Origin of the sequence: Paenibacillus sp. B-A-8, assembly GCF_048572915.1 — a bacterium.
In the GTDB taxonomy this organism is placed as follows: domain Bacteria; phylum Bacillota; class Bacilli; order Paenibacillales; family Paenibacillaceae; genus Paenibacillus_AQ.
In genome coordinates this window covers 1,632,395-1,649,356 of sequence record NZ_CP183882.1, presented here as the reverse complement: position 1 = coordinate 1,649,356, position 16,962 = coordinate 1,632,395, and the positions used below count along the sequence as shown (strand labels likewise).

4 protein-coding genes and 1 pseudogene are annotated in these 16,962 nt (G+C 36.4%); all 5 read right to left on the bottom strand.

The annotated features are described in order from the left end of the window. Positions 1–122 precede the first annotated feature (122 nt). Positions 123–2,081: a hypothetical protein gene (locus ACN6MV_RS07375; RefSeq protein ID WP_419886047.1), complete on the bottom strand. Its 1,959-nt coding sequence runs from the start codon at positions 2,079–2,081 to the stop codon at positions 123–125. A gap of 907 nt (positions 2,082–2,988) precedes the next feature. Next, positions 2,989–3,546 carry an RNA polymerase sporulation sigma factor SigK gene (gene sigK, locus ACN6MV_RS07370; protein ID WP_419886046.1) on the bottom strand — a complete coding sequence of 186 codons (558 nt, stop codon included), beginning with the start codon at positions 3,544–3,546 and terminating at the stop codon, positions 2,989–2,991. Between the two features lie 547 nt (positions 3,547–4,093). After that, a pseudogene (locus ACN6MV_RS07365) lies at positions 4,094–5,351 on the bottom strand (IS1182 family transposase). A 202-nt stretch (positions 5,352–5,553) separates the two neighbouring features. Then, a complete protein-coding gene (locus tag ACN6MV_RS07360; protein WP_419886045.1) occupies positions 5,554–10,488 on the bottom strand; it encodes a hypothetical protein in 4,935 nt (1,644 codons plus the stop codon). 578 nt (positions 10,489–11,066) lie between these two features. Beyond that, a complete protein-coding gene (locus ACN6MV_RS07355) occupies positions 11,067–16,958 on the bottom strand; it encodes an S-layer homology domain-containing protein (RefSeq protein ID WP_419886044.1) in 5,892 nt (1,963 codons plus the stop codon). Positions 16,959–16,962: the final 4 nt, after the last annotated feature.

Sequence of the window (16,962 nt, the reverse complement as noted above, 5' to 3'; positions counted from 1 at the left end):
AGGCGAGATAATTATCCCGCCCCTTTATGTTTTGCATTTTGGAAACCTTAGCGTAATTAACCACATCATTTAACTATATTCCCCTACACTCAATGCTACTAAAGAAAATATTATTATCCTCATTAAGTTTGCTCTCCAGTATTAATACTTTCATCTTCCAATTGTTTTTCAAAATCATGTATGAAACATGCTGATCCAATCAATGCTTCTATAACTCTGTCATTACTATAAAAAGGCACTAACTCTTTATTTAGAAATTTAATAACACTTAAAGCAGATTTCCGATATTCAAAAGACTTCGTTTGCACGGAATACCGAATCCACCTATTTATAGAAATAAGCAGTTTTTCTCTAAGATTATACAATGAATTATTTGAGCTTTTTTTTATTGTACTAAAGTGTAACCCACAAAAAATATATATTTCTTTGTAATTGTCATTATCAATTGAAGATATCATTATTTGAAATGCATCTAAAATACTACTTTTAAAAACTGTATTATAAAAAATTTCAGAGGATGTAACAGCAACTTCATTGCTAATGTTCCATAAAGTACCTATGTAAGCTCTGCATCCTGAGTTTAATAAATGCAATGCGAATTCTTCCCATGAGGTACAACTATTATTAAAAATAAAGGGTGATCCATGTGAAGCTAATGAACTGAATTGCCCCTGATGTATATCATCGTAACATTGCACATGACAAGATCCTTCTATTGGATAGTCTACTTTGGTACGTTGGACATTGATTTTATCATCAGTAATAGATTTAAGCAGATCTTTATAAACATAGTCTGGGTAATTTTGTTCTTCTAATTCCTTGCTCCTCCAAACGAGATCATCGAGAAATCTATAAATAATTTTCCTCGTAACATTAACAAATTCCTTACCATCAGGAGAAAATCCCGCTATTTCATCATACTCAACAGTGTGTTCTCTTCCATTTCTATCAAGGAATTTTTGTACAACATAATAGCCATCAATTCTCCCCCCATGACTACAAATATGAAGAATATCATATGGATAGTGGCCTACAAAATTATCAAGTGCCTTTACCGTTGCTTTCTTTTTCAGCAAATTTTTATTAGAAAAGTTTACTTTGGCCAAGGAATTATTCACCTTTTCCACTTCTACTGCTGTTTGCTCACCTAGATCTTCTGGCTGTGGTGAAAAAATCAAAGCAGATCCCATATGAAGATTACTTTGCTCGTAAAGAATATTATTAAAAAGGAATATGTCTACAGAAACTGTCTGCAAAACATGAGAACAGGGAACTGTGGAATTATAAATCACTCCGTATGGAATTCCATCTGTAAAGAAAGTTGCATATTGATACATAGTAAAATCAACATCCGTTAATGAATCTGAAATAGTATTATTAAAAAAGATATATGAACCATATGAAAATTCTCTTTTCCATTTATATAGCTTGTTCTTTAACTCCATTATTTCTGAGTGATGATATGACCTCACGAATTTCAAATCTGCTTTTATAGAAGATGCATAGATTACAGTTATTAATTCTGAGATATCATTCTTTGATTCTAGTACAACAATCCCATCTCCACCATTATCAATTAGACTTGTAACGGGTTGGGCTGTCTCACTAACGACTAGTAATTTATTATATTGGAGAGAGTGGCATAAAGCTTTAGCAATATCATTTTTTTTACAGTAGAAATTACCATCGAATAATCTTCCTAAGAATTTTAGTTTATCTTCAAGTTCTGAAATAGTATTTATTTCGATAAAATTCACTTTGTAGTACTGTTCAATGTTCAAAAATGATTTTTGAACCTCATTCAATCCAATTAGTAATACAAGTTTACAATTAATATGGGCAATGCAGTTTAATATTGTTCGACTAGCATTTCCTACTACAACATCAGAAAAGAAACTATCGTCTTCTAATGAAAAATTTTCTTTATATGCGTACTCTGCTCTAGGCAAAATAAACATTGGCGTATAAGCGCCAGGTTTATATAAGTAGCAAGAAACTTTTGCAACAAGTTCTAAATCAGCTTCATCAGATACAATGCTTGCAAAATTCCCAACAAGTTTTGGGGGATTGAATTTATTCATATCGCTTTGTATAAGTCTCCTTCCTGTTTCTTGTATATTACTACAAATTCACCTTTCTTATTAGTTCCTAGAATTAATTTCCCATAAAAAAAGCCCCACAGCCACTGAAGGTTGAAGAGAATAATAATTTATTCAAGCAATAATTCAGTACAAATCTATATTAATTCCCATACTCACAAACATATTTCCTATGTATGCATCTTCAGTTACTTCTAGATATACTCTATCTGTTATTGATGTATCCTAACTGAAGACACTTCAGGAATTTAACAACCTTGATACATCCCATTTATCCTTTGAAGCTCTATAGCTTCAAAGGATAAATATTATTTTCTTTTTTGAAGAATATGTAATAATTTCATTTTTTAAGAGGATCTTTATCGACCCAACCTCCCTATCGTAACCCCTATTAACAAACTTTCTATCCTGTTTGCTAATCTAAAATGAGCGTATCCATTCCCATGTGGATATTCTCAGTTTTTAGACTCTGCCACCGTTAGTCCACTTATACACCTTTAATTTTCTGGTTCTCTGGGGAAAAAATTAAATTTCTACTAGAACGACTTTCTTGTAAAAATCATAAGTTCAAAACAAATAACATATAACCTTCAGTAGCTCTGCAATCTTAAATGTCGACGAATAGCGGCAATTCCCAAACTTTCCGTTGTACGTTGCGCTATTGCAGTTTCTTTTATCATTTTATTAACTGTACTTCCAAAACTACGAGCCATCTTTAGCCTTTCAGATTACCTAACAACAGGATTATATTTATCCAAATTACAACATCGTATTTCAAATTTTATACATAAAAACTCTACTATTTGCAGAATTCTTTTGGAATTCTTTTGGAATACTTGTCTTAAATTCGACAACAAAAAGAGTCTGTCAAAAGACAGACTCAGTACTCTCAACGCTTAGCCTTATAAAACTCATGATACAGCTTCATTAGCGCCCTCTTCTCAATCCTTGAAACATAACTCCGCGAGATCCCCAGCTCCTTGGCAATCTCCCGCTGCGTCCGCTCTTCCCCACCTGTATCCAGCCCAAACCTACCCACCACAACTTCTTTTTCCCGATCATCCAGAATATCGAGATTACGATATATCTTGCTCTTCTCGATCTTCAGATCTACTTCTTTAATGACATCATCAGCCTCGGAGCCAAGGATATCAATGAGTGTAATTTCATTACCTTCTTTGTCAGTCCCAATTGGGTCGTGCAGAGATACATCTTTACGAGTTTTCTTCAAGGATCTAAGGTGCATCAAAATTTCGTTTTCGATACAACGGGCAGCAAAAGTGGCCAGTTTTGTGCCTTTGTTCGGGCGATAGCTCTCGATGGCTTTAATCAGGCCGATGGTGCCGATGGAGATTAAATCCTCCATGTCCTCTCCAGTGTTATCGAATTTCTTGAGGTTATGGACACGATACGATGTCAATAGATAACAAAATAGAATGACTATCATTTATCTAACAATAACGGATCATTACCAGTTACGATCTATCTGTAAGTTCTATTATGGTTTATTAGTTGATTGGTAAGGTTTATATACAATTCCCACCGTCTAGACCGCTGTTTGGAAATGACAATTATATTATCAATAGGGTTTACTAAATCACGCTACCATCTACAGATTTGTTTAAACTATCCTCAGGACTTCTAATACAGGTGCCAATGTTTTCAACAAATGTTTATACTTAATCCAAGCGAATCAACGCTAATTTAGTTATACTCGCTAATATAAACATCAAAGTGATTGTTTCATACATGCTTGATTTCAATATCCTATACCTAAAGCATTGACACATAAAAAAGATACAGATGGGGCTCTTTGTCTACGTACAAATTCATCTCAGAATGTAAGCAATTTATTATAACAGCATAAACATAGAGAAGCTTAACACCATACAATGGTGTTAAGCTTCTTCAGATTGTCGAGAAACCCAGGTCATTTAAAGACCTTGGGTTTCTTATGTATTTCAATACCTACCTACGGACGGGAAAATGAGGGGTTACCCCCGCTTTTCCCGGCGATCTAGATGGATCGCCATCTTCTTCATGTTCTGCATGGCTGCTGTCATCAGTGCATGTTTCCTGACGTTTGACATCCCACGCAAACGGCAATGGCGAAACCCATGTAGCTCTTTAGCATCCGCGAAGCTTTGCTCAATCGTTTCATTTCGAACAACTACTTCCCTGACTTGCTAAACCTGTTGTCCCGGATCCAATCCTTGCTATCCTCCCAGACATGTCGAGTCACCATCTTTCGGTGTTTTTTGGAGTGCATAACTCGTTTTAAAACGAAAAACTTTTACATTGCTCCGGATCTGACGCATACTAATGGTAGCCTTTGCGATCCGTCGTCCGGTACTTCAGTTTTTGGCCGGCCGGACAGACGTACAACTCTCGCTTAGCGTCAAAAGTAAACTTCCATTTTGGAAAAAGTCCTTGTTTGGAATGGAATCTCCGGTGAGCAATAACGGAAAATCGGCGTTGTTAAATACCCTGAATCTAGCGTAATGGCTTCCACTTTAAATCCAAAACGTTCCTGCTGACGGTCTAGACGCGACAAATACGGCACGGAATCATGGACATTTCCGGGTGTGACGTGTACATATGTAATGAGATTGTATTTCATATCTACCGTCCGGTGGTCTAGATAAAATAAGCCTTCCGGTTTACCGCCCGGTTCATGTAACCACTATCGAGATCGGTCTTGCTCACTTTAATTTCTTTTTCTTTGATTATTTCCTCTCTAGGTTTCAGGGCTTTTTTCCATGGCTTTTCCGGTCTACTTCTACAGCGGTGTTGAGCTCGTCCACATAATATTTTGCAGCACCTGTTGTTTCGAATATTGGTGTTCATTCACATTCGCCTTGACGAGAGTAGAGTCCGAGACAAGAACACGTCCGCCTACCATCCGGTGCGAAATCGCTTGGAGAACAATCTCATCGAAAATATCTTGAAAATGTTCGTATCTTTAAAACGAGTTCGCCGATTCCAGCTAATCGTAGAGTGGTCTGGTACTTTGTCAGTTAGCCCCAGGCTAAGAAACTAACGGTAAGCTAAGTTTGTTTGGACCTCCCGTTCCAATTGACGTTCAGAACGAATGCCATAAAAACACCCCAAGAAAATCATCTTAGACAGTATGACTGGATCAATCGCAGGACCTCCGTTATCCGAGCAATACAAGGGTTTAACCTTCTCATCAATAAACGAAAAATCAATATATTTATCTACTTTGCGAAGCAAGTGGTCTTTAGGAACCAAATCTTCTTTAGAAACAAATTCGTAAGCTTATTGATTTTCTCGATTGGAACGCAGTATATTGACACCATCCGTTCTATAAATAGTTACCTATATTATATAATATTAACGCGGTGTCGTACGAAATCAAAATCACATAAAGAAGGCTGTCGAGACTTTCTCGACAGCCTGAGAAGCTTATAATGCATATTTTTAAAAATGTTATTTATAGCTCAAAAGAAAAAGTCCGACTTATTAATCGTTCATCGCCTACAAATCGTGGTTGATTTGTCACCAACTCATCAATAAACTGCTTTTCAATTTTTAATTTTTCATCAAAATCAATCATATTTATTACAGTATCACGACTACCCAAACCGTTTAAAGATGTACCTAGTACTAGTCCAGCCTTATCAGTGACAATAAATCTATCGTGTTGTGGTGTGCGACCCGAAGGAGTGGAATATATATATACCAAAGTTTCTGGAGGGTTCTGGTCACAGATATTCTTCCACTCTAGTTTATATCTTTCATGAATATTATTTACATCTAGATCTTTTTGTTTAACAGAACATAATATTCTCACATCCACATTTTGAGGTATAAACTTAAGTAATGTTAAATCACTTGGTCCAAAATACGCATCATATATTTTAACATACTCCGTTGCATACTCAGATAACCAACTTTTCAGAAAGTCTAAGGCAACTTCTTTTTCCCCTAAACTAAAGGTTTGCATCTTAGGTGCTACATTTTCGAAAAACGTTGATGATTCTGATGTGGCTGTCATATTATTAATAACTTGTCCCATCTTAGATATCATATCTAATAATTCTAGAGACTCAGAATAAAGTGATTCTAACCTCGGAGTAATTAGAGATTTATTGCGGGAAATTATTGAGTTCTCCACATACCAGAGTGCGATATTATATGTTGTATCAAAATCGTACCCCAAACAACAGTACATCCATTTAGAAATAACTGTTTCATGTTGAACAATTCCCCTCCCTGAATATAAAGAATTAAGGATACTTCCACATGCTGATGAGATTGCTGGTTGATACTCCTCTTTTTTTGATAAATCCAATCTAGAAGGATCACTCCTAAGATTAAGTGCTAAGATTTTTTCATATGATTTTGATGTAAACATTGGCGAATCAATGTTTGCAGCTAGAGAGCTTGCAAAATTCGGATCAATGCTATGAGCTAATTCAATAGCACCACCTAAGAGTTGATCTCTAGTTTCATAACTTGAAAATGCATTTGATTGTTTAACAGCTTCTTCAAGTAAGAACCTAGCTGCTTTAGAATTAGACATTTCATTATAAGATTTTGCGACAACGTGAAAACGACCAGCTCTATCAATTGAGTTTGTTATGTCTCCAAGATTTGTTTCTGCACTTGCAATAATTGATTCGGAAAAAGACTTGTCCGTTAAATAGGATTCAGAAGCTGCAGTAGCTTGTAATAATACCTTATCTGCTAAATTAGGGACATTCAGAATTTCCTTTTTAATTTCCTCCCAAGACAAATTCAAAGGATCCCATCTAGCATTTGCACGAAATGAACTCGATCCTCTTAAAGATTCTTTAAGTTTATTTATTGATATTCTGCAGGCAATCTTATAACCATCATGTGAAATGTTTTTTGTATCGGGTAGTTTGTTATTTACAATCTTCGATAAGGTTTCCGCAATAGTTAGAACTTGCCTCTCATTTAGAGAAGTTTTAAGCTTATTATCATATTTATATGTTATCGACTCAACGAGCTTATCGATGTAAGAATATATAATTGCATCCATCTCTAAATGTTCAATTAATTCGATAACTCTTAAGGCCTCAGCAAAACTTAAATTCGTTGGATAAGTTGAAACATCTATTGGATCTATTGGTATTCTTTTTGTAAAAAGATACTTTAATACCTCATCTAATGCCCCATCTCTTAGGTATTCAGGAATATTTTCTAATTTGTTGAATAGGACGTTGCGCTCAACTTCAAACAATAACGGTGCACTATCAATAATAAGTTGTTGCAGTATTAATTCATCTGAGCAATGCTCAATTTCAATTAGTACTTTTGTTGAGAGTTCATTAAATATATCTCTTTTATTGTGTAACAAGCATTTCAAAGCTAAACTTGTTAATAATAAATTTCTTTCAATAACAGAAGGAATAGACATAATGGCTCTTACACAATATGCTATTCTTTCTTTGACTTCCTTACTGTTTAATATATCAGGTACAATTCTAATAATAATTTTACAAATCTCCAAGTATAAACTTGTTATTCTTTCATCTGCAAATACCGAATTACTCCTGATTTTTTCTGCCAACTTGTATATTTGTAAAGAGAATTCACGATTAACTTTTGCAAGTACACTTGAAACATCAAATCCACAAGAGACCTGCTCCCACAAACAATCTATTTTCTCATAAGCTTGTATCAAGTTACTAATCAATTGTCTGGCTTTATCAGGGTTATCATTATAAATCCAATTAATAAAATAAGTTATGGCATATGCCTTGCCAATGGAATGTTCAATTAATAATACTCTCTCCAAATATTTAAGCTTGTCATTGTATGGAGTGTTTAAACTCGAAGTTGTAAAACGCTTAATAATTTGAACGTAGACCCAGTCACGATAACTTCTATTTTCAATTAAATCTAGTGTATGATATATAAAGTTTACCGAGTGGGAAGTAGAAATTCGTGAAGTATATTCTCTCAGTACTTCTCCATATGCAAAATCCCTTCTTCTCGCTCTATTTAGCTTTGTTGAAAATGAGACAGCAAGTTCATGGTTATACTCAGATAGTGCAGAAATTAATTTTTTGGTGATTTCTAAATGATCAGCAGAAGTGTTTAATAGGGTATCAAAAAAGTTACTTAGTTCAGTTACAAACTCATCTTCTAACTCTGAGTCATTTGGCGCTAGTTCTTTATGGGTCAGAAGCAATCGCACGATAACAAAACAACGTATATCTATATCTTGAATTTTATCAATCCCAAAATAGACGTTATAATATCTTTCAGTCGCTTCCTCCGGAGACCACTTTTTAATAACCAAGGCAAGTATTAACTCTAGTCTTGCATATTCATCTACTGGATGCTTTATAAGCGTCTCTTTAATTTTATCTAACTCATTGATTAATGTTTTTAATTCTTCTTCATTGTGAGATTCAAGTCCTTTCAACAAACATTGAGCAAGTTTTCTTAAATGAAGTTGAGTCGGCGCATAATCCTCGCTAAACTTTATTAGATCTAAGGCATACGCAATAACTTCGCATATTCTTTGATTTTCATCATTCATATTGCACCAAGATTGAAGCAAATAAAGTTTTGCTGAAATATCTGATATTTGCTCCACTTGTTCAAATAGTTCTTCTACTATAACTTTCTCCAGGACTGTAGAGGATGCCTTTGCAATATCATTCAAGGAGTCATTACTGATTTGAGATTTTATTTTCTCAGTAGTTGAATCATCAGTACCAGATTTAATCAATACATTAGTCAACAATATATCCATTAATTGGTTTTTGTAATTAGAATTACCTTTGGACTCTGCTATTTTTTCTATAAGTTTCAGGGCCGACTTTGTTTGAAAAGTAATTAAATCTGTACATACATCTAATAATTTTTCAGTAAGCACTTCTGTTAATTCAATAGTGTTATCTATAAGTTCTACCGATTCATCAAGTGTCTTTATAATCTCATTTGGGACAGGTAGTTCTTTCTTTATCATTTCACTGCCTATCTTAGCAAATAACATTAGTCGATCCTCTGGAAGCATACAACTATAGGCTAACTGAATAGCATTCTCAAAATTATCCTGAGCAAGCAGAGCAGCAATTTGATTTTGAACGGCAGGGGGATTAGAAATCAATTGTGTAAAAAACGATTCTGTAAGTGCTCCCCAAAATAATCTTTGGCTATCTCCACGTGAATAAGCCATTTCAGATAGCGATCTTATCATTCTACGTACTATCGATACGTTTCTCTGTGTTCCTAGTATTTTTGTTATGTTATCAACATTAACTAGTTTAACAAGAGATTCATAATTATTATTTTTAATATACAGAGAAGGCAAAAATAAAGCAGAGTCCTCAACTTGTTTGCATTCGTAATAAGAAATTAATAATTGTGTTGTCGTTACATTTATTTCTTCTAATTTATTGAAAATAAATGTTTTATAGACATTATTCACCTCAATTAATTCACTTGATTTGTGTATTTCAACGAATAACAATTCTATAATATAATCATAAACAGTCTCTTTACTAAGTTCTAATACCTCCGATAGTTTCAGCAAAGTCATAGGTTCAGGTGAACTAACTAATACCGATAGTATATTCATTAATTCCTTGTTTTCTTTATCTAGTCCATTCCATGCAGATTCAATTAACTTAATATAGTTACTAGGTAAATTTGAAATTAAGCTATCATATTGAGATGAATCAACTTTTTTCAAGGACTTCAAGGTATCTGATAGATATCCAGGCATCCCTTGTGAGATATCATATATTTTCTTTATTTGTTCTTTTTTTAGAATTTCACTAAAATATTTTTCAGTTTCTTCTAAAGAAAAATTTTGAATTGGCATCGAATTAACTTTGATACGGTCATCTAATTTTCCACTAGAACTTAATAGTATAAATATACCGGCAGGATCGTCCATTGGAAGATGACTTAATATATTCTCTTCACCATTTATGTAATTTAGTTTATCTAATCCATCAATCACAAAATAAAATGGGCCATTACCAGTTCTTTTTATATAAGCAATTAATTCTCTAGACATGCGATAAAATAGTTGTTTTACAAAATGCTCCTCTTGTAATGTTTCATGAGATATATCTTTATTATATTTAGACGATATTGCCGGTATTTGCTGCATTTGCAGACAGAGTTCGAGTAAAAAGAATGATAAATTTGTACTCCAAACGTTATCCTTAATAAAAAATGATATACATCTTTCTGGATGTAACCTCACAAACTGGGACAACAATACAGTTTTCCCGCTAGCTCCCGGCCCCTCTAATAGTATCTTTGTCCTATCTTTATTAAACATATCTCTAATATGCCTTACTAACGATTCTCTAAAGATCTCATTTTCAGGCGCTAATGGTAGCAGCTCATTTTTAGTACTAGTAGTAGCATTCATAATTATTCACTCCTTCTTCTTCCTGACTACCATATTTCTACAAATAGTCCCAATTCCCTCCCACTAACCATTATGTTTACATAAAACGTTGAAAAGGTATAAGAGATTAATTTAGTATGATTAAAGTAATAACGTTGAAAGCCGTATTTCTCCCTACCAAAGACAGTTCAGACTCCAGACACGTTATAAAGTCAATGTTTTCTAAAACGATGAACCTTTTAAAGTACCAGAATGTGGCTAAGTTAACTCAAAATAAAGTCGTTATCATCCCTATGTGAATGATAACGACTTTATTTTGACTGCATTAATTTATTTCTTCAAAGAATCCGTCCCCTCTATCTCATTAACTACTCCGGCACCTTCGCACTCTCTTTCATGCACCCACGATACCTACATTTTCATAAACGGCGTTTTTCCTGTTGATACCACTTTTTTTGCCTAGCAGTTTAACGGAAATACTTTTAAACTTTATCAAGTGCTCACCGCTTCGCCTTATAAATAAACAGGCAGACGATATATCTCGTCTGCCTGTATCACATAGCTATTTTTGAAATTTAACAATTGTTTGGAGAAAAGTATTATTGGTGATTAAGCATCGTTAGAATCATCGTAACCGCTTCAGCTCTCGTACAAGAAGTATTCGGATTGAATAAACCTTTATCATCACCTTTAACCAATCCAGATTCAAATGCTGCTACAATAGATGCTTTTGCCCAAGCAGGTACTTTATCTGCATCTTTGAAAGATAAAATCGCCTTAGAATCAAGATCGAGTCCCAAATTACGAACGATAATCACCGTTAATTCTGTACGCGTAATTTCTTGATTCGCTCGGAATGTGTTATCTTGATACCCCTCAATCAAGCCTGCGCTGGCTACTGCCCCAACAAATGGTTTCGCCCACGCTGGGATGCGGATTAGATCTTCAAACTTCATATCCTCACCCTGAGCCTCTAGTTTCAAAGCTCTAGCTAGCATCGCTGCAATTTCACCACGAGTTACTTTGCCGTTAGGGCGGAAGGTTCCATCTTGATAACCATTCACAAAGCCAAGTTCTACTGCTTTTTCAATTGCTGCTTGCGCCCAGTGACCCTGCGTATCCGTAAACCTAATATTAGGAGTTTCAGGTTCTGGCGTTGGTATCGGCTCCGGTGTTGGTGTTGGTGTTGGTGTTGGTGTTGGTGTTGGTGTTGGTGTTGGTGTTGGTGTTGGTGTTGGTGTTGGTGTTAGTGTTGGATCAGGCGTTGGTACCGGTACCCACGTATCGTCTGTTCTCACCGATACATTTGGACCATCTACACTCCAATTGCCTGCTGCATCTCCCGCTTCGACTTTAAAAGAGTAGCTAGTGTTTGGTATTAATCCTGTTACATGAAGACTATATACCCCGCCTGTTACACTAGGTTTATATACAATATCAGTAACTGAATTCGCAAGAACTTGACCGTTCTTGTAAATCATATAACTCGTTACAGCTGTATCATCCTCTGCTGCTTTCCACGCTAACTGTACATGATTAGTCCCAACTTGTGTATATACTAATGTACTGCCAGTTGGCCATGTTGGTGCAATGTGATCTCTATCAATTGGAGGATAGACTGCAGCCTCAAATGTTGAAATTGCCAGATTCAATTTACTCAACCCTGCATCCACTTCATCCTGTGTAATCCCCAGTGCATCAATAATTGCTTGTGCAACTTCAATGGCTTCATTTAATGTATTTACTGCTTCTTGTGGATATTGGCCTGGCTCTGTGCCAACGACTGCCTCAGCTAATTTACCTTGTGCTGTTACGATGGCAACATCAAGTGCAATTTTGTCAACCACTGAAGGGTCGAGAGTTGGAATCATTGCATCTTTGAATGCCCCAATGGCTACATTCAATACACTCAATCCTACATCCAATTTTTCTTGCGTGATATCAATTGCATCAATTATCACTTGTGCTGCTTCAATAGCTGTATTTAAAGCATTTACTGCTTCTTGCGGATATTGCCCTGGTTCTGTACCTACGACTGCTGCAGCAATTTTACCTTGTGCTGTTGCAATGGCGGCGTGAAGAGCAATCTTGTCAACTGCCGGAGGATCCACAGGCGGAATCTTGGAGCTGTCGAATGTCGATATGGCTGCTTGAAGTGTAATCAACCCTGCATCCACTTCATCCTGTGTAATCTCTACTGTATTTACAATCGCTAATGCAGTTTCAACGGCTTTATTTAATGAATCTACTGCTTCTTGCGGATATTGCCCTGGTTCTGTGCCTACCACTGCTCCAGTTGCTTTACCTTGTGCAATAGCAATGGTGGAACTTAATTGTGTTAGATCCACTTCTGATTTCTGACCTAATTGAATGATGAAATTGTTCGAAATATTCTCACTCTTAGCATGAACATAGAATACTTCTCCAGGATTTGCATCAGAATCGATGATCAGTTTGCCTTCATTAGTAAGCGTTACACCATCTGGAGATACTGACATTAATCCCGATGTATCCTTAACTAATGAATATTCAATTGAATTACTCATAGGCTCTAAGTATTGATCATACAGCGTAGCTTCTAGTTGTACTTCCTTCGTTATAGACGAAATCGGAATTCGATTGATATTCTTACTGTCTTTGAAGAAAATACTAGTAGGGATTGGATTATTCTCGTTCTCAACCATAATACGATACGACTGTCTGATGCGGATATTACCTTTCGACTTGGCACTAACTCTTAATACCGTCGGAGCAGCGATTTGATCTGTGATCGTAACTTCCCCTGTAGCCCGATCTATACTAGCTCCTGGAATACTGGTTTCACTTTTGAACGGAACATCGGAAGCAAAATACCACTCTAGCTCTGCATCTGTAACCGGATTATGCATAGAGTCTACAGGAATTGCATTAATTTTCATTGTTGTTTTTTCTCCCACGACAGGCTTCTTAAGCTTTTGTGGAACGGTAGATAGATCGAAGAAAATATCATTGATTTTGCCGATCGAATCATTCTTCTTATAAATTCTGAAATAATCAATTGCAAATTCTTTTGGATAGATTCCTGCATCTTGTCCACCCCATGAATTGGTATAAATACTTAATAATGTCTCAAGGCGGTGGTCCAATTTAACATCTATCGTTCGAATGAGCTTGCCGTCAAAATAGAAATACAACCCGTTCTCATCCCATTCCATGCCATAGTTATGGAATTCTGAATCCAATCTCGATTCAGGGTCTAAGCCCGTTCGTACATAGTTATTACTAGGACTCGATCCTGTTACACTTACATCACTACCCCATTGATGGTAGGTCGAGAACCACTCATTGGCTTGAATTGTATTAAAAGGACTTTCATTAATATCGATCTCACTCACTTGATTGGATACATATGACGTTCCTGTATCGTAAATATTCTGGTCTTCTTGATTACCAACCATCCACCACGCAACATGACTTCCATCCTTTGCAGTTGGCATTTTGGCTCTCATTTCAAAGTATCCATATTTTGTCGTGGCCGCTCCATCAAAAGTAGGAATATTTCTACTTTGAGAATAGTTATTGTTACCAAACTTGTGTAGTCCAGTTTTCTCATAGGATACCAAACTTGAGACGGTTACATTACCATCAAGCGGGCTCCAAGGCTCAGAATCTTCATCAATTTTCAACACAAGTGCACCATCTTCGAAATCGTATTTCGCATGTGACTGTGCATCTCCATTCGTTGCCCATTGTCTCAAGTAATAATCCGACCATGCTGTACGATCGATATCGTTTTCATTGAACTCGCTAGCATGGTAAAGTGTGTACCCTTCTTTATTCAACGGACTTGGTTCTGACTCTGAGTTCTTATTAAATTGAAGCTTGACTGGGATGGTTCCCGTCACATCACTATCCTTATCCTTCGCTTGAACATGAACGGTAATACTCTCACCCGGTAACATTTCGTTACTTGGACGAATAATCAATAGCCCGTCTTGATCCATGGTAATATAATCTTTGTTTCCATCGACACTCCAAATAACATTCTTATACAAAACATCCGAACCACTAACCTTGGCTGAGAACCTTCTTTTGGTTGTTCCCGATTGAGGAACAGGAAGTATTTGATCTTTAGGTGCGATATTTAGTGCATTGGCTGTCAACTTCTGTACGGCAACCTGATTGGTAACAACTAATGAAATATCTTCGCTATTTAACACGCCCTGTGATAGCGCAACATTTCCTGTAAATGTATATTCACCAGGGGTCGTTCCAGCATAGACTGGTGTTGAATTCTCATTCCAAGTGATACTCAATGTATCCTTGCTACCATCACTCAATGTCACTAGTGCTGTTCTTGGAAGAATGCTACCCAGTACTTCAGCAAGCGTCTTACCGTATTCAATAGATAGAACTGGAAGTGATTCAATAGCAACCACGTCCACGATTGCAGGAACAGTGACTTCTATGTCTCCCGTTGTTTGTGTAGCACCGGTAGAAGTCTCCTTAACTGTGAACTTCAGTTTAACGACTTGCTCTTGATTTTTTTTAGGCGCAATTTCTCCATTCAATGCGATTGCTTCCAGGTCAGATGATTCTTGAATAGAAACCTCATAGCCCTCTGGAACATATACTTCTAATTTGGTATCGCCTCTGTTAATTTTGAGCGTAGACAGTGAATTTATGATACTCTCCATGGAGATATTAACGCCATACATTTCAATTTCACTAATAGAGGAGAAACCGACAGCCTTTATGCCGATAATTTGTAGGTACTGAGCTGTAGTAGGTGCAAACCGATAGGTTTTATTCTCACCATTCCCCTGTTTTTCACTAGCAACAGTCTTCCAGGCCTTACCATCGATTGACACTTGCACATCATACGTATCAAGGTAGCTACCACGGTTGGAGAAGAACTTTACCTGATCGACAATGTATTTACTTCCCATATCAATCTTGACATTCCATGGTGTATTTTGCCCTAAATTCGGTTGCGCAATATTGTAACGATTCCCATCAGCAATCTGAGCTAAAGGCGACCAGAATCCTGATGTAGGTGAAGTGATGCTAAATTTACTTCCATTTGCAGCCTTAGCCGATTGAATTACATTTTTATACACTTCCGATCCGAAATTATAATTTGTTCTATTAATATGAATCATATAACGCTCTTTAATGCTTGGATCCAAAGAATCTGCTGAACTAACTTCTACCTCGTTTAGACCTGTAGTCAAAGGAATCTTAACCGATGTACCACTAGTAACCTCGTGTCCGTTAACGGTTACAAGCTGTATGTTCCCTCCTTTTACATTCGCGGTTAAGTCAATAGATTCCGTATCTGCACCAACAGATAGTTCATACTCTTTGATATTCCGGTTGAAATTCGGAAGGATGGACCCTTTACTACTTGTAATCCCCATAATTTGGTTGGACACTGAAATATTCTGCATATTATAGACTTCAACTTCAAATATGCTATAGCCGCTATTTACTAATTTCGTTGGAGCTACCTTAACGTAACGTGCCTCACTCTCTTCAAAACTATGATACGTTGGAGCATAATCTCCTTTTCCAGTTATCGTATCTACAGTATTCCAGTTGATATTATCTTTAGAGACTTGAATCGTAAACTCAGAGCTATATGCTGCTTCCCAATAGACTCTGACCTCATTTACTTGATGAATTTTTCCTAAATCTATAATTACATTTCCTGTCGATTTCGTAGAAAAGCGTGAATTGTAATTTCCATCTAACATATATTGCGCAACAAAATTATTATTTTCAGGTGTTGGCGCACTTTTTATCTGCTTACCAAGCGCTAAGTTCACACCATGATCTGGTGCTTCAGATAGTACAATTGCACCTAGCGCGAAGTACCCCCCAGGATCCGTACTAGATAAAGAACCCGTAATCTTAAGCTCTTGATTATCGTCAGCAGAATATTTAATGCTATAGATACCACTCTCCTTACTGTCTGTCACTATATCTTCTAGATCGTAGCTTTGACCACCTAATGTTGCAGTCATAGTAAGCTTTGCTTGGTTCACTCCAAGATAGATTTTGAGCTCACGTTCTTTTTGTGCATTGGCAGGAGCAGAAATCGTAAATTCCGCTCCATTGCCTGAATTCGAACGAGCCTTCCGAATATTAGATAAACCATTTTCGTTTGCAGACGAAGAGAAGCTGAACACCCCATCTTCAAGCATTTTACTTGTTCCACTCTCACCTAACGATTCTGTAAGCTCAATCATCGACTTCCCAGGCTTTTTCACATCATAATCAATAATTTGTTGAGTTGTAGCAACTGAACGCCAATCCAGATTTCCTTCTTCGGATAGATTCACTGTGGTAGACGCTGTTACTTTCTCAATGGAACTCATAACGTTACTATTGTTCATAGCCTTTACCGTTGTTGGAGAAACCTCAGCAGCTGTTACAGGTACTACAAGTTGAATTAGTAAAAGGAAAGATAACAATGAGGCTAAGGCTGTTTTCTTCTTCATCTTCTGCATCTAT